This window comes from Pseudomyxococcus flavus (genome assembly GCF_050038885.1).
Classification (GTDB): Bacteria; Myxococcota; Myxococcia; order Myxococcales; family Myxococcaceae; genus Myxococcus; species Myxococcus flavus.
The window spans coordinates 2870777-2892610 of sequence record NZ_CP143624.1 but is presented as its reverse complement, the minus strand read 5'-3'; the positions used below and the strand labels follow the sequence as shown (position 1 = coordinate 2892610).

The following is a 21834-nucleotide window of genomic DNA, read 5'->3' as shown; positions in this document are numbered from 1 at the left end:
GCCTGCTTCACGGTGGCCCCCGGCATCACCCGGCTACTTGGTGAAGGGGATGGGGCCGTTGGACAGCGTGCTGTTGCCCGCACCGTCCACGGCGCGCACCCGCCACGTGTGGCTGCCCGTGGCGAGGCCCGTCACGGTCATCTGCTCCGTGCCCACGCCGTACACCTCGAGCTCCCACAGGGAGTACCCGTAGGCGGTCGCGCGCTCCACGCCGCGCATCCGGACGTAGCGCCCGACGCCGCTCAGGCCGGTGAGGTCATCCACCCCGCCGTCGCCGTTCGCTTCCGTGTACAGCGGCCTCCAGCCCGAGCTGCCGTCGATGGACGTCTCCACCACGTACCGGCGGCCGAACGCGGCTTCCCACCGCAGCACCACGCGCTTGATGGCGTACACCGCGCCTAGGTCCACGGTGATGGACTCCGTGTCGGGGCTGGGCACGTCGTTGCGGCTCGCCCAGCGCGTCTCCGGGTTGCCGTCCACCGCGTCGTTGGGGGAGCCGAACTCGGACGAGGTGGCCGCGACGTTGCGGCCCAGCGCCAGGTTGGTGCTGGTGCCTACGTAGGCCCGTGGCGTCACCGCGGGCGTGCGGTCCACGCCATCCACCATCAGGACATACCGCGACACGCCCGCGCCCACGTCCGTGGTCTGCTCCCAGATGAACGTCGTGGACGCGCCTGGCACGGAAGCGTCGGCCGCCGGAGACAGCGCGGTGAAGGCCGCTGGCGGCGCCGTGTCGTTGAGCGTGAAGGTGGCCGTGGCGGACGTCGTCACCCCGCCCGCCCAGTTGTACGCCCGCACGAACCAGGTGTGCGCGCCGTTGCCCAGGGACACGTTGGAGAGGGTCGCCGAGGGCGTCTTCGTCGTCGCCACCGGGAAGGGATTGCCGTCCAGATAGACTTCGTAGCGGTGGATGCCCGTCTGCGGGTCACTGCTGGCCGTCCACGTGAAGGTGGGCCGCGTGGAGATGGTGGAGCCCGGCGCCGGCGTGAGCAGCGTGAAGGCCGTGGGCGGCGTCGCGTCCGACAGCCCGAAGCCCTGGATGCCCGCGCCGTACTGGTACAGCGGGTTGCCGTACACCGGGGAGATGGGCAGGCCCTGGGCAATCCGCTGACGAATCTCCGCGCGCTGGGCGGCGGTGGCGCCCAGGTCGAAGGGCAGGTCCCACTGCTCCAGTTGGTTGGTCTCCACGTCGGTGCCAATCTGGTCCAGCGAGCGCGGCAGCTGCCACGGGAGCTGGCCGCGAGGCAGCACGTCGCCGAAGAGGACGTCCGCCACGGCGGGGCCGCCCATGTCGCCGGGGCGGTACGCCATCAGCAGCGCGTTCGTCTGGGGCACCACGTTGGTCAGGATGTAGGGCCGCGGCAGAATCATCACCGTCGTCACCGGGATGTTCTGCGCCCGGAAGCCGGTGATGAGGCCGTACTGGTCGCCCCACTGGGCGTCGTGCGGCGGGCCAATCGGGTCGCCGGGCAGGTAGGGCTTCTCCTTGTCCCACTCGGTGCCGTGGGTGAAGTAGCTCTCGCCCACCACGACGATGGCCGCGTTGACGGTGACGCCCGCCGGGGCCGCGTCCTTGTAGACGGTGATGCCGTCCTGCTCCGCGCGCTGCTTGATGGCCTGGTAGATGGTGGGGGCGCCGAACTCCGTCCCGTGGAAGTCGGAGCGCCACGTCACCATGCAGGACGGGTCATCCGCGCGGGGGCCCGCCACCACGATGCGCGAGCCCGCGGGCAGCCGCAGCGGCAGCGCGCCGTCATTCTTGAGCAGCGTCATCGCGTTCTGCGCCGCGCGGCGCACCAGGGCCTTGTGGTCGGCCGTGTGCCACTCCGACGTGCCCGCGGGGCCGTTGCGGTACGGGTCCTCGAAGATGCCCAGGCGGAACTTCAGGTCGAGAATCCTCCGCACGGCCTCGTCGATGCGGGCCGGCGTGACGACGCTCTCGAAGTCACCCATTTGCTGCGGGTTGGCGCCGCCCATGACGTCCGAGCCCGCCATCGCCGAGCGCGACCACGCTCCCGACGGCAGCCAGTCCGAGCAGATGACGCCCGTGTAGCCCATTTGCTGGCGCAGGTAGTTGAGGATGCCGGGGTTGTCACCCGCGCCCCAGCCCTCTGGCCCGAGCAGCCAGCTGCCCGCGTAGCCGGGCATGATGCCGCTGGTGCCCGCCTCGATGGCCGCGTGCCACGGACGCATGTGGTAGTGGATGGTGGTGCCGTCGTAGGTGATGCCGCCCTCGCCGCCCGCGCCCTGGCCCGGCCAGTGCTTGGTCGTCACCCAGAGGGAGTGCGGGTTCACCTCGGGGCCCCCCTGGAGGCCGGCGATGAGCGCGCGTGTCATGCCAGCGGCCAGGTCGGCGTCCTCGCCGCCGCCTTCCTGGATGCGGGGGTAGAGCACCTTGGTGCCCACCTCGGCCAGCGGTGACAGCGTGCCGCGGCTGCCCACCGCGAGCTGCTCGCGGCGCTGCATGTCCCCCAGCTCGTAGACGGTGTCCAAATCCCTCGACGCGGCGAGCGCGGGCTGCGTGGGCCAGCTCGTCTTGAAGCCGTGGATGGTGTCACCCGCGTCGATGTGCGGGATGCCCAGGCGCGTGCGCGCGGAGGCGCGCTGGAAGCTCACGATGTCCTGCGGGCTGAGCGGCCCCATGGTGAAGCCGGCCTCGGGCACCGTCCGCGCCTCGTAGAACATCTGCAGCGCCTTCTCGTGCAGCGTCATGCGCGACATCAGGTCATTGACGCGGACGGAGATGGGGTTGGCCCAGTCCTCGTACGGGTCGATGACGCCGTTCTTGTTGAGGTCGCGCCGGCCGTTGATGAGCGCGACGCCGTCATCGGCCGTCTCCACCACCGGCAGGTACACGCTGAAGGTGCGCAGGTCGGAGCGGCTGGTGCCGCCACTACCCAGGTTGGCCACGACGTACCACTTGTACGTCCAGCGGTCGGGCAGGTCCTCCGGCATCGTGAACGAGGTGCCGGTGGTGGTGCCCACCTGGGTGAAGCGGTCCAGCAGGCTGCCCGGCGCCATCCAGTCGTAGTCGTTGCGGCTCAGGTTGACGAACACCGTGTAGCCGGTGGCGCCGGTGACGGGCGCCCACTGGAGCGTGGGCCGGCGGGTGGTGGTGATGACCGCCTCGTTGGCGGGCGCCACCACGCGGAAGGCCCCTGCGACGGCGGGCGGCGGCTGCTTCGGGTAGGGGTCGGGGATGATGGTGCGGTCCCTGCCATCAGGGCTGGTGCCGGTGGAGAAGATTTCCACCTGCCACTCGGCGCCCTGCACCGCCAGCGCGGACACCGTCTGGCCGCGCAGCACCGTACCGGTGGACGTGGTGACGGCCAGCCGGATGTCGGTGTTGGGCGCGGTGGGCGAGAACTGGTTCTTCGACATCGTCACCACGGTGTTGGGCGGGAAGGTCAGCTCGTAGGTGAAGGGCCCGGGCGGGTTGCGCACCGACGGCGTGGTGTTGCCCTCCTCGGGCGTGGGCGTGACGCTGAGGGGCGCGGGCGAGACGTTGATCTTCGCGTAGGCCAGCTCCGGGAACATCAGCTTCACCGTCTGGGGCGTCGTCTGCGGCAGTGGCTCCTGGGGACCGCCGCCGGGCGCGTACACCTCGAAGGACCAGAGCGAGTAGCCATAGCCGGTGCCGCGCTCGATGCCGCGCATGCGCACGTAGCGGGCGCTGCCCGACACGGTGATGTCACGGCGGCCCATCGCGCCGTCGGTGATGGGGGGCGCCAGCGCCGCCCAGGTGGTGTCGTTGGTGGAGCCCTCAATCACGTACTGCTTGCCGTAGGCCCCCTCCCAGTCCAGCACCACGCGGCCGACCTGCTGCGTGGAGCCCAGGTCCACCCGAATCCACTGGTCATGCGAGGTATCGTCGGAGGACCAGCGCGTCGTCGCGTCACCGTCCACCGCGTAGCCGGGCGCCAGGTGCGCGGCGTTGCCCTCCACGCTGGAGGCCGTGGCCGGCCGGCCCCGGGCCAGGTCACCCGACGGATGCGAGCCCCCGTACACGGCGAGCTCCCACAGGGAGTAGCCGTAGTCGATGGCGCCTCGCTGCGTCCCGAGGATGCGGACGTAGCGGCCGTTGCCCGTCACCGAGAGGTCATCCACGCCGCCGTCGCCGTCGGTGACGACGCGCACGTCCTGCCAGCCCGCGGCGTCGTTGGAGACCTGGACGCGGTAGCCCCGGCCGTATGCCGTCTCCCACGTCAACACCACGCGGGAGATGGCCGTGGGCTGGCCCAGGTCCACGTAGATCCACTGGCCTTCCGCGAACTCGCTGCCCCAGCGCGTTCCGCCATCGCCATCCACCGCGAAGTTGCCGGTGAGCCCGGGCTCCGAGGAGGACGTCACCACCGGCCGGTTGAGCGCGAGGTTGGGGCCCATCTGGGCCTCCACGCGTCCTCCCACGGCCACCAGCAGCCATACCGCGACGACGGCGCAGGCCCGGGCCAAAGACAGCCAGGGACCGTGCGCGTCCTGCACACGGGAAATTGGCACACGCATGGGAAAAGCGGACCGTTGGAGAAAGTGGGGGAGGGGGTGAACCAGCGCGCAGCGACGAAGAACGGCGTCCGAGCGGTCCTTTCCTTTCTGCTGCCTATTCTATTCGTTCGGCATCACAACAAAGTCAAACCAAGGTCGGATAACGCATCAAGTCGTGGAAGTCGCGCGTGCGCCCCAGGGCAGGAGGCCCACGTCACACACGCGCTTGCTGCGTTGTCTTTGTCTGGGATTGCGCACCCCGTCGGGAAGGCGGGCGCATGGCATTGCCCACGCGCCCGCACACGTCGGCGTCCGGGTTCAGGCGCTGACGCCCACGCCCACGGGGCAGCTCACGCCGGTGCCGCCCAGACCGCAGTAGCCGCCCGGGTTCTTCTCCAGGTACTGCTGGTGGTAGTCCTCGGCGTAATAGAAGGCGGGCGCCGGGAGCACCTCGGTGGTGATGGCGTCGAAGCCCCGGGCGGAGAGGGCCTTCTGGTACGCGTCGCGGCTCGCCTCGGCGGCGCGCTTCTGGGCCTCGCTCGTGTAGTAGATGCCGGAGCGGTACTGCGTGCCCACGTCGTTGCCCTGGCGCATGCCCTGCGTCGGGTCATGGCTCTCCCAGAACACGCGCAGGAGCTGCTCGAAGGACACCTTCTTCGGGTCGAAGACGACGCGGACGACCTCGTTGTGCCCGGTGAGTCCGCTGCACACCTCGCGGTAGGTCGGATTGGGTGTCAGCCCACCGGCGTACCCCACCGCCGTGCTGTACACACCGGGCGTCTGGTAGAACTTCCGCTCCGCGCCCCAGAAACACCCGAGGCCGAAGATGACCTCTTCCATGCCCTCCGGGACGGGGCCCTTGATGGGCGTCCCCAGGACCTCGTGCTTCGGGGGGACGGGCATCTCGTCCGAGCGGCCCGGCAGGGCCTCCTCCGGCGTCGGCAACCTCAGCTTCTTGGTCGGATTGAAGAACATGCCCTTAGCAATAGCGGCCCTCCGCGCTGGATTCACCCCCAGAAGGGGCGGGCATCCGGCCGACCCGCCGAGGGCCGTCCCGCCCGTCGCATGGCTTCATGGAGACACGCGACCTTCGGGCTGCCGGGGCCAGTGGACCGTGAAGGCGGTCCCCTCTTCCCGGGTGGAGCGGACCTCCACGCGGCCTCCATGCACGCTGGCAATCTGGCTGACGATGTAGAGGCCCAGGCCCAGGCTGCGCTTCCTCCGCGCGGCGTCCTGGGGGCTGCCCGTGGAGGGGCTCTTGAACGGGTCGAAGAGCCGCGGAAGCAGCTCGGAGGCAATCGGCTCTCCGGTGTTGTGGACCTCCAGCACCACCTCGCGCGTCTTGCCGCGCACCGTCACGCGCACGGGCATGGCCTCCTGGCCGTGCTGGAGCGCGTTGGCCACCAGGTTGCCCAGGACCTGGGAGACGCGGTCCGGGTCCCAGTTTCCCCGCGTGTCGCCGCTCGCCTCGAACACCAGCGGCCGGTCCGGGGCGCTGGCCTGGAGCTCCTCCAGCGTCGCCTGGCACACCTCCGCGAGGTCCATGGGCTGGGGGGCCACGGGCAGCCCCCCGCCCAGGCGGGTGCGCGCGAAGTCGAGGATGTCCGTAATCATGCGCCCCATGCGGGCGGTGGCCTTCCGGATGCGGTCCACCGCGCGGCGCTCGGCGGGCGCCAGGTCCTCGGCCCTCGCGAGCTGGAAGGCCGAGGCATTGATGGCGTTGAGCGGGTTGCGCAGGTCATGTCCCACCACCGCCATGAGCTGCTCCCGGAAGTCCACGGCCCGCTGGAGCACGGCCTCGGCCCGCTTGTGGTGGGTGATGTCCACCACCGTGCAGCTCAAGCCCAGCACCGTGTTGTCGGGCGTGCGCACCGGGTGGAAGCTGACCTGCCAGGCGCGAGGGTCTCCTGGGATGGTGAACTCGGTCGGCTCCGCTGAATCGCCCTTCTCGATGACCCGGCGGAACATGGGCTCGAAGGTCTCCACGGCCGTGGCGGGCGCCATCTCTTGGAAGAGGCGGCCCAGGTGGGCTTCCCGGGAGTGACCGTTGATGTCCGCCATGGCCTGGTTGAGGCGCACGAAGCGCAAGTCCCTGTCCAGCAGGGCGATGCCCATGGGCATGGAGGCCAGCAGCGCATCCAGTTGGGCCAGCGAGCGCTGGGCGTCCGTGTGGGCCTGGCGTTCGCGGGCCTGGAGCCGGGCGTAGACGAGGTGGGCCGTTGCCCGCTGCGCCATGCTTCGGAAGAGGAGGGTGTCCGAATCAGAGAACGCGAAGGCGGTGCGCGAGCTCATGTAGGCCACCCCCAGGAGCTGCTCCCCGTCCAGCAGCGGGACGCCATAGACGGCGCGCAGCCCCTCCTGCTTCAGCGCTGGCAGGACCACGCGAGCGTCCATGGACGCCGAGCGCATCGCGGTGGGCTGGCGCCGCATGGCCACCTCGCCCACGAAGCCCTCGCTCAGTCCCATCGTATGGCCGAGCGCTTCCTCCGCGCCCAGGCCCACCGCGGCGCGGACCACCAGCCGGTCTCCCTCCACCAGCAGCAGCGCCGCCGAGTCCACCGACAGCGCGGACTCCACCAGCACGGTGAGGAGGCGCGCGGGGAGATTCTCCAGGGTGGGGTCATCCAGCGCGGCCCGGGACATCCGGTCCAGGGCCTGGAGGATGCGCTGCCGCCCCTGGGAGAAGGCGGTGATGGTCCGGGTGACGAGCCGGTCCAGCGCGTCGTCCAGCCGCTCCAGCTCGCCGGGCACGGGGAGCGTCCTGGCGCTGTCGAGTCTGTGGAGGATGCACTTGCGCAGCAGGGCGTACTCGGACGCGACCTGCCCCAGGTCGAAGCCCTCGTCCAGGCGGGATATCGCGTGCTCGTCCGGCACCGTGGTGAGGACCTGGTCCGGGCCGTGCTCGATGAGGTCCGCGAGGACGCCCAGCACCTGGGGGATGTGGTCCAGCAGCCACGAGGACGGGGCGTTGCTCCCCATATGGAGTGCGCGCATGGCACGCTGCCAGTCGTCGAGCAGCTCCACCTGGTGGGCGCGCAGGAACTCCGCGACCTTGAGCGTCCGGGCCCGAGCTCCTGCTTCCTGGTTCTCCGCGCGCGACTCCGTCTCCAGCATCACCGGCCTCCCGAGGCCCCGTGTCCGCCCATGCCGTCTCCCACTCCCATTCTGGGGACGATGGCGCCTGCGTGCTTCGTCCCTCCGGTCCGAGTGCACGGCAGGTGGGCGCCACACGAGATGGGATGGCGCTACACCGTCTGCCCGGACGTCCAACTTCGGGCGCTTGGCCTCCTGGCCGTGTCATGGGGGCTGTGAGCCCGCACCTGCTCGGTTAGGGTGTCAGGAAGATGCGCACGCTCCTGCTGACCCGCTCCGACGTCTCCCGCAACCTGCAGGCCCTCCTCTTGCTGGAGGACATGCGCGAGGCCTTCCGCACCGACGCCCTGGCGCGCACCGTGGCGCCGCAGCGCGCCCGGGCGCCCCTGCACGCCGAGGGCACCGCGCTGGTGCTCTTCCCTGGCAGCCTGCCCTCGGTCCCCGCCTACTCGGTGAAGGTGCACGCGAAGTTCCCCGGACAGTCGCCGGCCATCCGGGGCGTGGTGCACCTGCACGACGTGGCCACCGGGGCGGTGCTGGCGGTGATGGACTCGGGCCACCTGACGGCGGTGCGCACGGGCGTGGTGGGGGCGCTGTCCGCGGACGTCCTGGCGCGGCCGGACGCGAGCCGGGTGGCGCTCATCGGCGCGGGCCGGCAGGCGGTGATGCAGCTCAAGTCGCTGCGGCTGGTGCGCTCGCTGTCGCACGTGCGGGTGTTCGACACGGCGCCGGAGCGCTCGCTCGCCTTCGCCACGCGCATGTACCAGGAGCTGAACCTGCCGGTGCGGATGGCCGAGTCCGTCCAGGAGGCGGTGGCCGACGCGGACATCGTCGTGACGGCGACGTGGAGCCGCCACCCCTTCCTGCACGCGGGCATGCTGCGGCCCGGCACGCACGTCATCGCGCTGGGCGCGGACGAGCCGGGCAAGGCCGAGCTGTCCCCGGAGCTGCTGCGCCAGTCGCGCTTCGTCGTCGACCACCGGGGGCTGTCACTCTCCTCCGGCGCCGCGGGCGCGGTGGAGCTGGGCGAGGACGCCATCCACGCGGAGCTGGGCGAGGTGATTGCCGGCATGCGGCCCGGGCGCACGTCGCCCGACGACATCACCGTGTTCGCGGCGGTGGGGCTGCCGTTCCAGGACCTGGCGGCGGCCTGGCACGTCTACCAGGCCGCCCAGGGGGATGACGCCGTGGGCGGCGTGGACTTCGACGCATGAGGCGCCTGGCGCTGGGGCTCCTGTCACGCATCGGCCTGACGCGGCCCGAGCTGCGCGCGTGGGCGCTGTATGACTGGGCGAACTCGGCCTTCATCACCACCGTCGTCACGGTGGTGTTCCCGCTCTACTACGCCTCCGTGGTGGCGCAGGGGCTGCCGCGCGAGGTGGCCACCAGCCGCTTCGCCACCGCCACCGCGGTGGCGCTGAGCGTCGTGGCGGTGCTGTCTCCGGTGCTGGGCGCGCTGAGCGACCGGGCCGGGCGCATCAAGCTCATGCTGGGCACCTTCGCGGGCCTGGGCGTGGTGTCCACGCTGGGGCTGGCCACGGTGGGCCCCGGAGACTGGCGCTGGGGCCTGCTGCTCTTCGGTCTGGGCAACGTGGGCGTGACGGGCAGCATCGTCTTCTCCGACGCGCTCCTGCGGCACATCGCCCGGGATGACGAGCTGGACCGGGTGTCCACCGCCGGCTACGCACTGGGCTACCTGGGCGGAGGGCTGCTGCTGGCGGCGCAGCTGGTGCTGCTGCTCCAGCCCCAGTGGTTCGGGTTGCCGGACGCGGGGGCTGCCTCTCGCGTGGCCTTCGCCTCCGTGGCGGTGTGGTGGGCGGCCTTCTCGGTGCCCCTGTTCCGGCGCATCCCCGAGCCGAAGCCGGACGTGGCGACCGCCCGCCCGCCGCTGTCCCTGCGCGGCATCTTCACGCAGCTGGCGCAGACGCTGGGCGGACTGCGCCAGCACCGCGAGGCCCTGCTGCTGCTGGTGGCCTATCTGCTCTACAGCGACGGCATCGGCACCATCATCCGGCTGTCCACGCTGTATGGCACGGAGTTGGGCATCGGCCGGGGCGCGCTGATTGGCACCCTGCTGCTGACGCAGGTGGTGGGCGTGCCCTGCGCGGTGCTGTTCGGCCGGGCCGCGGGGTGGGTGGGGGTGAAGAACGCGCTGATGTTCTCCCTGGCCGTGTACGTGGGCGTGACGTTCCTGGGCTACTTCATGCGCTCGGCCTGGCACTTCTTCGCGCTGGCCCTGCTGGTGGGCATGGTGCAGGGCGGAAGCCAGGCGTTGAGCCGCTCGCTCTTCGCGCAGATGGTGCCGCGCGACCGGGCGGCGGAGTTCTTCGGCCTCTTCAGCGTCTTCGAGAAGGTCACCGCGGTGGCGGGCCCGCTGGTGTTCGCGGCCACGGTGGAGCTGACGGGCTCCAGCCGGCAGGCGGTGTTGTCGCTGCTCTTCTTCTTCGTCTCGGGCGCGGCGGTGCTGTCGCGGGTGGACGTGGAGGCCGGGCGGCGCGCGGCCCGCGAGGCGGAGGCCCGGGCGGGCTGGCGCGGCGACGACGCGCCGGTGTCCGTGCCTGCCCGGGAGGATGCGCCCGGCGCGGGCCGCGGCGCCTGAGGCGTCAGGGCTTCGGGTGGGGCACTGCCCGGGATTTCCGGGCTGGCAGCGGACAATCGAGACACCGCGCCCGCGGAGCCCGTGCGAGACGCACGGCGAGCAGGCGCTCGGACGAGGCCTTGCTCAAGGCTTGGGGGTGGTGCCCGGCTGATTGCCCGGCGTCCCGCCCGTGAGGGGCTGTGGCCCGGGTGGCCGCCCGCCGGGACGTGTCCATCTTCGCCCGTGGGGAGGTGCACATGGTTGTCGGTTTCTTGGCGTCGCGGCCGGGGCGGTGGCTCCGCATCGTGACGGGCGCTGGGATGGTGGTGGGGGGACTGGCGTCGGGGACGTCCCGGGGCGCGGCGGTGGCGCTCCTGGGCCTGGGGCCCCTGGTGGCCGCGGCCCTGGACTGGGTGCCCGAGGCCGCGCTCTTCGGCTTGCCGATGCACGGCCCGGACTTGCGGCGCGAGCTGGGCGTGTCGGACGAGGCCTCGCTGCTGGAGGGCTTCCCACGCTCGTCCACGCGGGAAGTCTCTCACACGCTGCACTGAAGCGGCGCGGTGGGGCTCAGCCCTTGCGGACCTGGAAGGGGATGTCGAGCGTGCCCAGTTGCTCGCCGCTCTCGGCATCCACGAGCCGGGCCTGGAGCACGACCTGGCCCTCCCGCTCGCCCACGCCCTGGAAGTAGAGGAAGCCGGCCATGCTGCCCCCGGGCTCGAGCGTGCCCTCGGGCAGGGCCTTCTGCAGCATGTCCTGCGTGGGCAGGGGCTCCTGGCACTGGTAGCCGTAGTAATACGGGTCCGGGTAGTACGGGCCCAGGTACGAGCCAATGCCGTAGCCGCCAAACGGCCGGTAGCGGCCGTAGCCCCAGCCCGACGAGAAGCCCAGCGCGAGCCCCGAGCCGCCCGTGCCCCGCTGGACGGAGGTGAGCGCGTCGCTCAGCGACAGGGGCGGCAGCGCCGCGTAGCGGAAGCGCGACTGCGTGCCGACGAGCGAGAAGGCGCTGTACTCGATGCGCAGCGGACGCGAGCCGCGGTTCTCCACCTGGACGAAGACGGGCGTGAGGCTGCGCTCGAGGTTGCGCGGCGTGCCCTTCCAGGCCGTGCCATCGGCGACCAGGACGATGCCGTCCGTTGCCGCCTTGGCGGCGTTCTCCTCGCCCTGGAGGACCTGGGCCCCCGGCGAGGGACGCAGCTGCGTCTCCGCCGCGCAGCCGGTCAGGAAGAGCAGTGCCGCTGCCGTGGGCATGGGGGCTCGCATGGGCACGCTCCTCAGTGGGTGGCGGGGGACACGGGCTCCGCGGCGGCATGGGGCCAGGCGGGGGACGTCAGGGCGCTCCAGTCCTGTTCGCGCGCCCAGTCCTCGAAGGTGTGCCAGCGGACCTCCGGGAACTTGTGCCGCAGCGTGAGGATGTCCGCCTGGTAGCCCCGGCGATCCAGCCACTCATACATCGCGGCCAGGTCCTCGCTGCGCTCACGGAGGTATTCCGGGGGCAGCTGCTCGTAGTGGATGCGGTGGCCGCTCACCATGGACAGCAGGCCGGCGGCTTGTTGGCCCGTCACCTCGTCGGAGGCCACCTCGATGCGCTGCTGCTCGAAGCGCTCCGGTTCCTCCATGACGCGCACGGAGAAGGCGGCGAAGTCCTCCAGGGCCACCATCTGCAAGCCCCGCGTGGGGGCCAGTCCCAGGGCGAGCACGCCCGCCTTCAGGCCCTCCTCGAACATGCCGCTGGTGAAGTTCTCCATGAAGAAGGTGGGACCCAGGATGGTGTAGGGCAGGTCGCTGCTCTTCACGTGCGTCTCGACGCGGTGCTTGCTGTCGAAGTGGGGGATGCCTGTCAGGCGGTCCGCACCCGCCACCGACGAGTAGACGTAGTGGCGCACGCGCGCCAGCCGGGCCGCGTCCGCGAGGTTCTTTCCGTGGCGAACCTCCGCCTGCACGCCGCCCGGGCCGAAGGGCGTGGCCACGGCGAACATGGCGTCCAGGTCCTGGGCGGCATGGGCGATGGAGTCCAGGTCGTCATAGTCCCCCACGGCCAGCTCGGCGCCGAGCGATGTGAGCTCCCGGGCAGCCGGGGAGTCGGCGCGGTGGACGAAGGCGATGACGCGGTGGCCGCGCTGCAAGAGCTTCCGTGCGACGGCGCCACCTTGCTGGCCAGTGGCACCGGTAACGAGCACGGAGCGAGAGAAACCCATGGGCATGTGTGCACCTCGTGACGTCTGATGTCCGGAAGTTGGGGATGGCGGGCGCCGCTGGCGAGCACAGCCAAGGTGCATCGGGCCTGACGGGCAGGGGTTGCCGGGCAGCCGGGCCAGCAGGCTGCCAGGAGGCGCGGGGGCTTGCCCCGGCGGCCGCGTCGTTCCGGTGACGCTCGCCGTGCGGGGGCTCGCTTGGGTGCGGCGCCTTTCCGCGGGAAATGCCATGGTCTTGCGCACGATGAGCAAGCGTGACAAGCCGCAGGACTCCGAGCTGGTGATGGCTGCCCGGGCACTCGACGCGGAGCTCGGGCGTTTCGAGTCCCTGGCCGAGCAGCTTCAGCAGGCGCCGTTGCAGTCCGAGAAGCACCTGGAGCGTGCCTCGGCGATGCTCAAGGGCCTGGCGGACCTGGATGAGCAGCTCCGGCTCCACGTGACGGCGCTGGTGGGCGTCATCTCGAAGATGCGGGACCGGCAGCAGGCGCAGGCCGAGGCCGTACACCTGCGGGCGCAGGAGCTCCAGCAGCGCACGGAGGTCTTCAAGGAGCTGCTGGTGCGCTACGGCGCCATGGGGCAGAGCGCGGGTGAGCTGAACGTGCAGATGCAGCAGTTCGCGCAGCGACGCCAGGAGGCGCAGACCCCCGAGCAGAATGCCGCGCTGGCCGGGGACTTCCAGGCGCTCCAGGCGCGGATGACCCAGGTGGCGGACGAGGCGCAGGCGTTGACGCGGGCGGCGGAGGAGCAGGCGTTCCACGACGTCGCGCGGCAAGCGGACTCGCTGCGCCAGCAGTTGCTGTCGGCGCGCAACAAGATGGCGTTGCTGCAGAAGCGCTTCAGCGAGGGCGCGGGCTAGCTGAGGTAGGTGGGCGCGAAGTCGTCGGGACTTTCAATGGGACGCCGGCCCGAGAAGCCGTCGAGCAGGGCGTGCCAGTGGGAGACGGCGGGGTCTCCGAAGCGCCAGCAGAGGTAGACCTGTTCACCGCCGCGGTGGGCGCGGAAGTCCACGAGGCCGTCCGCGCCCTTGATTTCGAGGCCCATCTCCTGGAGCTGGAGGAGCTCGCCGCGGATGCGCTCGAGGAGGGCGTCACGCTCTTCGCGCATGGAGGCGAGGGCCGGGTCTCTCGGGTTGGGCGCGGCGCTCAGCGCGTCCGCGAGCTGATGGGCGCGCTCCACCCAGGGACGCACCCGCTCGAAGGTACGCGTCAGCAGCGGCACCAGCCGGTTGGCCTCTTCCACGCTGAAGTAGCGCATCCCCCCGAGCATGCATCGGTCAGGGCCATGGCCGCTACTGTCCCGGCGCGCGTGCGTCAGCCACGCAGCAGGGATGCGCGGTTGTCAATTCACGCGTTGGCGAGCTGGTTGACTGTGCTGCCGCCTCGGCCGTTCGCTCATGCTTGTTGGGGCTGAAGTCGCTGGGTGAGGAGGGCAGCGTATCGGGCAAGGCACTCGGGTAGCACCCATTGCGCCTCCTCTCGCGTGTCAATGCAGCCAATGCGGATGCCCTCCGACTACCTGCTGACTGTTGAGGGAGTTCTCGATGAGAGCATTGTTCCGGCAGTTGCCAGCACGCCGCATCAAACTGGTGACTCCGGTGATTCCATGCTCGATGTTCCGCACTGGGGAACTCTCGAGGGGTCGCCGTCAATGGAGGCCAAGCGCTCCTTGGCCTCCACCGGTCCTTCCAACAGCCATGATGCGCTGGAGGAAAGGTACTCGCTGGGAGGGGTCATCCACGTTGATGACTTGGTGAGCAGCCCCTTTGAGTACCTCGTGGGCCGTCGTCAGTGCCCCCTGGTAGCCCCCGGTTAAGACGTAGACGATGAAGGTCGGTTTCTGGGACGTGTTCGCCATCTCAAAAAGCGAGCGATACGCCAAGAACGATTCACTGAGCCCCTTCAGATCATCGGTCAGCTTCGCACGTGTCCCGACAATGGGTTCCATCAGCAGCAGCTCGGAAGCACCCGACACGTAGTGCGTAATAGGGTGTTTTACCTGCGGCAGTTCGTCATTGCACGAGCGTACAGGGACGTCTTCTGCACCGAACTTCCTACGAACGAACTGCGCCACGTGCCACTGCTCGAAAAAGCGGAACCCCATCGTCTCCCGCTTCTGTCGATGGGCCGTGTCCTTGGAGTCCTGCTCCTTCGGCCCCTTCTGTGGGAGAATAAAGGACTCGACCCATGCGACTGGATCGTCGACCCCGTCAGGGATGGCATGGGGCACAGTGAGGCCCGCCAAGGAGCTTACCTCTCCGGACCGGACATCGAGTTCGCTACAACCCGCCAGGGAGTCGAGGACCAATTGCATGGTCACCCAGGCTGAGCGGCTACCCACGCAGTTGGGACCAGGCAGCGCCGGGGCGCGTACGAGTTCCACCCGGCCATGCGCCTCGACGAGTGCGCCGACAGTAACCTTCGTACCGGCAAAGGGGTCCGGCATATACTGGACGAGACGGAACCGGGCGGTCATGGGAAGCCTTCAAGGATCTTGAGGTACTCCTCAACAAGGTCGCCGGCTCGTTCCATCCGGCGGGAAATCGCTTCTAACAGTAAGGGAGCAGTCCCCTCACCGACAATCGCACAGGCCTCGGCGACGTAACGTTCCAACCGGGGAGTTCCAGCCAGTTTGCTTGCCTGCTGCGCCGCAGCGAAGGCCCCGACCCGCATCAGGTCTATTGGTAACCCCCTGGCACTGTTGGGCTTTTCGGGGACCCTGAGTCCGAGTTCCATGAAGTCCTGGGGATGTCCTACCAACGCATTCCCAACGTCGATCGACCAGGCGATCAGTTCCTCCTCACCTTGCTCGGGGACAAGCAGGATGTTCTTGGCGTGGCGGTCGGCGTTGTAGAGCAGTGCATCGAGCGTCAACATTGCTCCGAACTCGTCGATGTTCCGGACGAAGTGAACGTAGTTGCGCTGCCAGTGAAGCGCATGGGGAACGTAGGCGCTTAGCCACGAGAGCTCATCTCCTGAGCCACAAACTGCTCCTACCGGGGCCCTCACGCCAATTTCCCGAGAGATGAGCCATCCGAGGCTTTCTGCGAGGATTGGCTGCCAACCGGTGAAGAGCATCTTCTTGCGGACCCACCTGCGGCCGTCTCCGTCAATGGCGAATACGGCCTCACTGGAGTGGTCCACGTCTACCGGTCCATGATCGGACACAGAAGAGACTCGTTCAATGTGGCCCTCGAAGAGGCCCCTCGTCCCGCCTGCCCCGGATGTCGTCACGAGAAGTTCCCCGACGCGGATTCGAATATTGCAGAGGGCCTGTCCCTTGCGCAGGTTGGATGGGAAAACAATCTTGAAAGGCTTGCGCCCATGTCCGGCTTGATGCCCAACAATCGCGCTTTCGAACGCCTAGTCACATCATCGGCCTACTCTCAGTGCAGCGGTCGGGCAAGAACTTGTTCGGCCTCCTTACGTAGTGAGCTATTGAAGTTCGTATCGGCAGGTTGAGCCACGTGGATGTGCTGGGGAGTTCGATTGGCGGCACCAATCCAAAGGGAATGGCGGCAGGATGCATCACAGAGGTTGAAAGCAGTCAGGATTGGTTTGAGATACACGCAATCGGGACTTCTCGGGCTACTCCTGCTTCCTGGTTGTGCGCTATTCCGCCCAGTTCCTCGTCCAGCGAAGGTGCCGTTCGAGGAGGCTGCTCGGTATCGGTTCCCCGTCGTGCTGCCCACTGAAGGGCAGCACGTCCTGCCTGGGGAGCTTGCCGCTGCGGTCGCGTATGCCATGGAGGACTTCCTACCGCTGGGGACGAAGCCTCGGCGAGACGCGGCTCCTACGGAGGTTTGTGCCTCTCAGCGCCAGTCCTATGACGTGACGGCTGTCCCCGGCGCGGATGGCGTGGTCTTCGTCAGCTTTTCACCCCGGCCCGATGCCTGCCAAGGTCTGGACGGGCCGCCTCTCGCGGACGTTCCCATCGTCTACGCAGTGGATACGGACAGGTGGCTCATCCTCTCCGTCCAGAAGTAGCGGCATCTGGGCAGGGCGCTACGCCCTGTCAGCCACGCAGCAGGGACTTGTGGTTGTCACTCAACCAGCGCTGGGCCGCGTCACGCAGGGGAAACAAGGCCTCGCGCTCGCGAAACTGTGGCGTGTGCTCGGGCGCGCAGCGGTCTTCGCTGCTCGCTTCATCCGGGCCCGCGAGGTCCGCGTGCAACATGGCGTGGAAGACGAGGTAGTCCACCACGAAGGCGGGCACGTGCGGCCGGTCAAAGGCGGGGTGGATTCTGATTTCCTTCCGCCGCGCGTCGTAGCCCCCCACGTGGATGCTGCGCCGCCGCGTGCCCGCGGGCTTGCGCGCCCAGCCGACGTCCACCTGTACCCGGTTGTCGAAGCAGCTCGCGTTGAGCCGGGTGAAGACGGCCTGGAGGTCGAAGCAGCGGCCCCGCGTGCGCAGCGGCTTCCCCGGCCGACGCTCCCGGCGGACCCTGCCGCTGTGCTCGTGCGCGTAGGCCTCCAGCACCTCGCTCGCGCGTGCGTCCGCCCGGCCCGTATAGGCCGCCATGGCTTGCACCACCGAGTCCGGCGCTCCCAGGAAGAGGTGGTGGATGCGCAGCCGCAACCCCTCCTCCCCCCGGCGGAAGCTGATCAGCGTGGCCCGGTTGTCCGTGAGCCGCAGGTGGACCGGTACGCCGAGAAGCGACGACAGCCGCCGCGCCAGGTCCGCCGCCAGCGGGAGTGCTTCCTCACGCGCAGGGAGCCGGCGCTTCGGCTCGGTGCTCGCGCTCCGGTCCGTTCCCAGCGGGGGCGCCTCCTCACGCGCAGGAATTCGGCGCTCCGGCGCAGTGTCCGCGCGCCGGCCTGTGTCCACATCCGCGCGCTCGGGCGCGGGCGTGTCGAACAAGCCCAGCTGGGATGTCGGGTGTGAAGGCATCCACCGTCAAAGGTAAGCCCCCCGGCGGAAGGATTCCAGGAGGATGGTCGCCCCTCAGGCGAAGGAGCGGCGCGGGCTGTCCGGAACTGCGCCGTCGCGCTTCAGGACGTGCGGCAGAGCTGGTCCACCCGCCTCAGCAATGTGGGCGTGCGCGAGGCCCCGTGCATCCGCCGGATGTGCTCCGCCGCCGTGACCGCGTCGATGCCCGCGCCACCCACGAACAGGGGCCGCAGGCTCTTCCCCCGCAGCACGGGCACCGACGGCCCCGTCGTGACATAGGCCGTCTTCGCCACGCCGATGACGGGCACCTTGCGGTGGAGCGCTTCGTACAGGTGCGCTCCCAGTCCTGGCCGCTCCTCTCCGAGCCACACATAGCCATCCACGATGATGGCCTCCAGCGGCACCTCCACCCGGGCGAGCACCCGGAGCAGGTGTGGCAGCTCGCGGCGGTAGAACTGGCCCGGCTCATAGGGCTCGGCCGGAGGCCCGCGCTCCACCAGATGCGAGGACTCCGTCGCGTCCGCCCAGCCGCGGAACAGCACGCACGCGGCCACGGTGAGGTCGGGGCGGTAGTCCACGTCCAGGCAGGCGAGCATCGTTTCGGCCTCGGCAGTCAGGGCAGCGTGACGTCCTCGAAGGAGACCTTGGCGGCGCGCAGCTGCGCCAGCATCTCCGGCGAGGGCTGTCCGGTGGTGCGATGCCGCGGCGGCCACAGCTCCGGCACGGGCGTGAAGCACCCACCGGCGATGCGCTGCACCTCCGCCCAGGGCACCATGAAGAACTCCTCCGAGTCCTTCGAGGGATGCACCGCGACCAGGTCGGTCTCGGGCAGCAGGGCATCCGTGTCGGGAGGCCAGACACACCAGGAGATGGGCAGCTCGTCCCGCTTGCGCGCCGTCGCGCTGTAGCTCGCGACGAAGATGTCCACGTCCTGCGCCTGATGGCGCGCGTCCAGCGACTCCTTCTGGGCGCTGTACTCCTCCAGGGCCAGCCGCACGTGGGCCAGCCGCACCCGGTTCGCCAGCGCGTCCTGGCCGGGATGCCGGTACGGCACCACCCGCCCCGCGTCGTCCACCGTGTACATGGCAGGCGTCAGGCACCGGGACGCGGCCGCGTACTCCCGCTCGGCGCTCTCCGTCAGGCGTGCCACCATCTCCGGCCGTGCGTCTCCGCCGATGAGCAGCATGGAGCGCTCCGGGAGGATGGCGATGGGCCGGCCTTCCACGCGCCCCGCGAATGAGGCGAGGAAGCCGGGCCGGAGCAGCCGGGACGTCTCGTAGGTGTCGCGCGTCTCCACGGACCACAGCGGGCCGTGCTCCTCGTCGTAGAGCTCCACGCCTTCGTCGGGAAGCCGGGCCAGGTTCGCGTGGGCCGCATCGAAGGCTTCGTCCTCCGTGACGCCCCACTTCTCCAGGTGTCGGCGCTGGACGAACATGGCGGACTCCGTCAGGTCCATCACCAGCAGCTCGCGCAGGAAGGGCAGCGTCCGCCGTCCCACCAGCTCCCGGTCGGGCTCGGGCTGCGGATGCAGCGACATGCTGAAGGTGGAGGCGCGCAGCACGGGCAGCAGCAGCTCGCGGGCCTGCTCCCAGGGAAGTGAATCCGGCGGCTCCTGCCACAGCGCGCGCAGGTAGCGCTGGATGAGCTGGACACGCTGCTCGGGGGGCAGCTCGCGCGTGTCCGCGAAGAGGTTGTCCAGGTACAAGGTGCAGTTGCTTCCCGCGCGGGAGATGTCGAGGCCGTAGTCACCCGTGCGTCGCACCACCTTCTCCACGGTGGGGTCCGCGCGCAGCAGGGCCTCCACCTGACGCATGAGCGCCTCGCGCGGCTCCACCCGCCATGCGTCGGAGGGACCGGGAGGAGCCGCTGCGGCCGTTGACGTCTTCCTCCCGAAAAGCCTGCCCCAGAACCCCATTCGCGCTCCCACGTGTGTGTCCGCGGCGAGGTATACGTCCGGCGGACCGTGGGCTCCACCGGAACGCGCCGGCCTCCGTCACAAACCCATGAACGCGAGCAGCGCGCCCAGGTCCTCGTCGGACAGCGTCTCCAGACTGTAGAGCGGCATGTTGCCGCCGACGCCGAAGAACTGGCCGTGGCGCACCTTCTCGATGACGACCAGGGACTTGGGCACGCCGGGGAACAGCGTGTCGTAGTCGTTCGTCACCTCCGGAAGAATGGACGCCAGCTCGGTCAGCCGGCCCGCGCCGGTGTGAGGTGCGCCGTGGCAGCTCTGGCAGGCCTCGACGTACACCTGCTGCCCGCGCGCCACGTCCCCGCGTGGCACCTCGACGATGTCCTTCACCACCGTGAAGGGCCGTGCCGGCGCGGACGGGCTCGGGCTGATGCTCACCAGGTACTCGTACAGCGCCCGGCTCTGCGGCGAGTCCTTGGGCAGCGGCGCCACGCCCCGCATGAAGTTGACGTAGCAGAAGTTCACCGCGTCCAGCAGGCGCGTCTCGTAGCCGCCCCACCAGCTCTCCCGGAAGGCGGCGTCATACAGCGTGTAGCCGGAGTCCATCCGCCCCGCCGGAGGCGTGGGCGTCGTGGAATGGCACGTCGCGCACGAGAAGCTGTTGAAGGTGCTGTCCGACAGCCGCGAGTCGTTGAACAGCACCTCGCCGTACTCCGCGGCGGAGACGCGGTCGCTCCCGCCGCCATCGCAGCCGGCCAGCGCCACCGCGAGCATCACCACACTCCCTGCTACGCGCCTCATCGCTGCCCCCACAGGATGTTCACCGAGTCCGGGAAGATGCCCACTTCCACCGTGCCCACCACCCTGCCTTCCGCCAGGTCCACGGCGTGCAACGTGCCGGGCCCCACGTGGTCGCCCTCGCAGACGACCAGGCCGATGCGCTCGTCGGGCGTGAGCATGAGCTGGTGCACGTTGAGACAACCGGCTTCGGCCAGGGGCACCTCGCGCAGCACGGTGCCCGTCTCCGGGTCGATGACGGCCACCGCGTCCACCAGCTGGTACGGCATGTACAGCGTGCGTCCATCCGCGGTGAAGGCGCCGAACATCGGGGGCCCGCGCAGGGCCACCGCGCGCTCGGGCATCATCTGGCGCGTCTGGGGATTCAGCACCTGGAGCTGCCGGCTGGCCATGGAGCTGACCCACACCTCGCCCGTGGAGGGGGACGGGGTGAGCGCATAGGGCTGGTGCCGGGGCGCCACCGCGCTGCCCGCGCCCGCCGCGACCTTCACCCGCGTCACGGGGGTGCCCTCCACCGCGAGGTCGACGATGGCCACCTCGTCCGACCAGCAGGCGACATAGGCCGTGCGCTCGTCCGCGGACAGGCGCACCGCGTGGGGCGCGGGACACACCTCCACCATGGCCTTGCGAGTCATGGTCCGCGCGTCGAGGATGGCCAGGTTCGCGTTCATGTCGGACTCGGGGCGGCCCTGACGCGCCATCTCGGCAATCTTCAGCGTGTCGAAGTGCGTCTGGTACAGCGTGTTGCCATCCGCGCTGATGATGACGTCGCCCGGGTTGGGATTCACGCGCACCGAGCCGACAATCCGGTTGTCGCGCGCGTCCAGCTTCAGGCAGTAGCCGTCATCCGCGCCCGTGCCGTGAGCGCCATGAGGCCCGGAGCCGCCGCCCGGCACGTAGTTGGAGATGCCCACGTAGTAGAAGTCCCCGGCGGGGGACACGGCGGAGTGGTGCGGCCCCTCGAGCTCCACCGGGTTGAGCCCCACGGGCACGCGCGCCAGCTCCCGGAAGCCGGGCGTGCCCACGGTGTCCAGCTCCACCAGGCTCAACGTGTCGTCCAGGCTGTTGGTGATGACGATGCGCCCGCCGGGCCCTGGCGGCGGGACGGTGGCGGGCTCCGCCCAGGGCTCTTCATGCGCGTAGTCCAGCCCGTCCGGAGGCGCCACGCCCACCACGCGCGCCGACTCCTCGTCACAGCCGGCCAGCACCAAGGCCAGCGCGGGCATCCACCAGGAGGCGCGGCTCATCGTGCGACCTCCACGCGGATGGTGTGGGGCGACGCCAGCCGGTACGGGCCTTCGCGCAGCCGGTTCTGCACCAGGTACGCGCTGGTCACCTGGACGCGGAGGTCCTGGTCCGCGGCGGCGCGGAGCACGTCCCAGGTCGCCGCGTCGAGCTGCCACTCCATGTTCGACGTCAGCAGCTCCACCGGGCACTGGCGCCCGGGCACCGTCACCTGCACCCAGTAGAAGTCGCCCGTGACGGGCGGCAGGTGCGCCTCCGCGGAGGGCAGGAGGAGGTTGCCCAGCCACGCCAGCATGCCGCGAGCCGGCGTTCGCGAGGGCGGCACGTCCGCGGGCGTCACGGGCTCTCGCGATGGAAGCCGGGAGGCCAGCGGCGACGTCCAGCGCCACGTGGGCGGCGCGTCGGCCGCGGAGTACGTCTGGCCCGGCGCGGGCGACACCAGCGTCACCGCCTGGGAGCTGTCATCGGGCCGGCTCTTCGCATCGACGAAGGTGCGCCACGCCTCGTCGGTGGCTTCGCCGGCGTACAGGGGCTCGCCGCACGCGTCATCGGGTGGGGCGTCGTCTCCACCGTCGCATGCGGTGCCCAGCGCGAGCAGCAGGGCCGCGCAGGATGTCCACAGCCACCTTCGTGTCTCGAGGGTCATG

Annotated in this window: 19 protein-coding genes; 5 read left to right on the top strand and 14 right to left on the bottom strand. The window is 70.0% G+C overall.

Annotation, left to right across the window (positions count from 1 at the left end; all coding sequences use genetic code 11):
• Positions 1-33: 33 nt before the first annotated feature.
• From VZL07_RS12180 to VZL07_RS12170, 3 genes are all read right to left on the bottom strand, one after another.
• Positions 34-4503, bottom strand: coding sequence for a discoidin domain-containing protein (locus tag VZL07_RS12180; RefSeq protein WP_426755675.1), 4470 nt, complete (start codon positions 4501-4503; stop codon positions 34-36).
• 297 nt (positions 4504-4800) lie between these two features.
• Entirely contained in the window at positions 4801-5457 is a 657-nt protein-coding gene (gene msrA, locus VZL07_RS12175) for a peptide-methionine (S)-S-oxide reductase MsrA (protein ID WP_426755674.1), read from the bottom strand.
• Between the two features lie 96 nt (positions 5458-5553).
• Positions 5554-7596, bottom strand: a complete 2043-nt coding sequence (locus tag VZL07_RS12170) for an ATP-binding protein (protein WP_426755673.1) — start codon at positions 7594-7596, stop codon at positions 5554-5556.
• 230 nt (positions 7597-7826) lie between these two features.
• Between VZL07_RS12170 and VZL07_RS12165 the strand changes: the two genes are divergently transcribed.
• From VZL07_RS12165 to VZL07_RS12155, 3 genes are all read left to right on the top strand, one after another.
• On the top strand, positions 7827-8789 hold the full coding sequence (locus VZL07_RS12165) for an ornithine cyclodeaminase family protein (protein ID WP_426755672.1): 963 nt from the start codon (positions 7827-7829) through the stop codon (positions 8787-8789).
• Positions 8786-10174, top strand: a complete 1389-nt coding sequence (locus VZL07_RS12160) for an MFS transporter (RefSeq protein WP_426755671.1) — start codon at positions 8786-8788, stop codon at positions 10172-10174. Before VZL07_RS12165 ends, VZL07_RS12160 begins: the two co-directional genes overlap by 4 nt.
• 236 nt (positions 10175-10410) lie before the next feature.
• Positions 10411-10704 carry a YgaP family membrane protein gene (locus VZL07_RS12155; protein ID WP_426755670.1) on the top strand — a complete coding sequence of 98 codons (294 nt, stop codon included), beginning with the start codon at positions 10411-10413 and terminating at the stop codon, positions 10702-10704.
• 16 nt (positions 10705-10720) lie between these two features.
• Here VZL07_RS12155 and VZL07_RS12150 read toward each other — a convergent pair whose 3' ends face one another.
• Positions 10721-11413, bottom strand: coding sequence for a hypothetical protein (locus VZL07_RS12150; protein ID WP_426755669.1), 693 nt, complete (start codon positions 11411-11413; stop codon positions 10721-10723).
• An 11-nt stretch (positions 11414-11424) separates the two neighbouring features.
• The gene (locus VZL07_RS12145; protein ID WP_426755668.1) at positions 11425-12354 is read right to left on the bottom strand and encodes an NmrA/HSCARG family protein; all 930 of its coding nucleotides are present in this window, start codon (positions 12352-12354) and stop codon (positions 11425-11427) included.
• A gap of 235 nt (positions 12355-12589) precedes the next feature.
• Here VZL07_RS12145 and VZL07_RS12140 point away from each other — a divergent pair, with 235 nt between their 5' ends.
• The gene (locus VZL07_RS12140) at positions 12590-13201 is read left to right on the top strand and encodes a hypothetical protein (RefSeq protein ID WP_426755667.1); all 612 of its coding nucleotides are present in this window, start codon (positions 12590-12592) and stop codon (positions 13199-13201) included.
• Here VZL07_RS12140 and VZL07_RS12135 read toward each other — a convergent pair.
• From VZL07_RS12135 to VZL07_RS12125, 3 genes are all read right to left on the bottom strand, one after another.
• Positions 13198-13599 carry a DUF2203 domain-containing protein gene (locus tag VZL07_RS12135; protein ID WP_426755666.1) on the bottom strand — a complete coding sequence of 134 codons (402 nt, stop codon included), beginning with the start codon at positions 13597-13599 and terminating at the stop codon, positions 13198-13200. The two genes, VZL07_RS12140 and VZL07_RS12135, sit on opposite strands and share 4 nt — an antisense overlap.
• A 390-nt stretch (positions 13600-13989) precedes the next feature.
• A complete protein-coding gene (locus VZL07_RS12130; protein ID WP_426755665.1) occupies positions 13990-14817 on the bottom strand; it encodes a hypothetical protein in 828 nt (275 codons plus the stop codon).
• Complete coding sequence (locus tag VZL07_RS12125; protein WP_426755664.1) at positions 14814-15509, bottom strand: hypothetical protein; 696 nt, start codon at positions 15507-15509, stop codon at positions 14814-14816. The genes VZL07_RS12130 and VZL07_RS12125 overlap by 4 nt, the downstream gene beginning before the upstream one ends.
• A gap of 576 nt (positions 15510-16085) precedes the next feature.
• Here VZL07_RS12125 and VZL07_RS12120 point away from each other — a divergent pair.
• Positions 16086-16328 (top strand): hypothetical protein, encoded by a 243-nt coding sequence (locus tag VZL07_RS12120; protein ID WP_426755663.1) that lies wholly within the window; start codon positions 16086-16088, stop codon positions 16326-16328.
• A gap of 28 nt (positions 16329-16356) precedes the next feature.
• Here VZL07_RS12120 and VZL07_RS12115 read toward each other — a convergent pair whose 3' ends face one another.
• The 6 genes from VZL07_RS12115 to VZL07_RS12090 all read right to left on the bottom strand — a co-directional run bounded on the left by VZL07_RS12115 (position 16357) and on the right by VZL07_RS12090 (position 21833).
• Complete coding sequence (locus tag VZL07_RS12115) at positions 16357-17232, bottom strand: hypothetical protein (protein ID WP_426755662.1); 876 nt, start codon at positions 17230-17232, stop codon at positions 16357-16359.
• A gap of 101 nt (positions 17233-17333) precedes the next feature.
• Complete coding sequence (locus tag VZL07_RS12110) at positions 17334-17828, bottom strand: endonuclease V (protein ID WP_426755661.1); 495 nt, start codon at positions 17826-17828, stop codon at positions 17334-17336.
• A gap of 17 nt (positions 17829-17845) precedes the next feature.
• The gene (locus VZL07_RS12105; protein WP_426755660.1) at positions 17846-19045 is read right to left on the bottom strand and encodes a DUF1444 family protein; all 1200 of its coding nucleotides are present in this window, start codon (positions 19043-19045) and stop codon (positions 17846-17848) included.
• Positions 19046-19225: 180 nt separating this feature from the next.
• Complete coding sequence (locus VZL07_RS12100) at positions 19226-19945, bottom strand: c-type cytochrome (RefSeq protein WP_426755659.1); 720 nt, start codon at positions 19943-19945, stop codon at positions 19226-19228.
• On the bottom strand, positions 19942-21189 hold the full coding sequence (locus VZL07_RS12095) for a YncE family protein (protein ID WP_426755658.1): 1248 nt from the start codon (positions 21187-21189) through the stop codon (positions 19942-19944). Before VZL07_RS12095 ends, VZL07_RS12100 begins: the two co-directional genes overlap by 4 nt.
• Positions 21186-21833, bottom strand: coding sequence for a hypothetical protein (locus VZL07_RS12090; protein WP_426755657.1), 648 nt, complete (start codon positions 21831-21833; stop codon positions 21186-21188). Before VZL07_RS12090 ends, VZL07_RS12095 begins: the two co-directional genes overlap by 4 nt.
• Between the last annotated feature and the right edge of the window lies 1 nt (position 21834).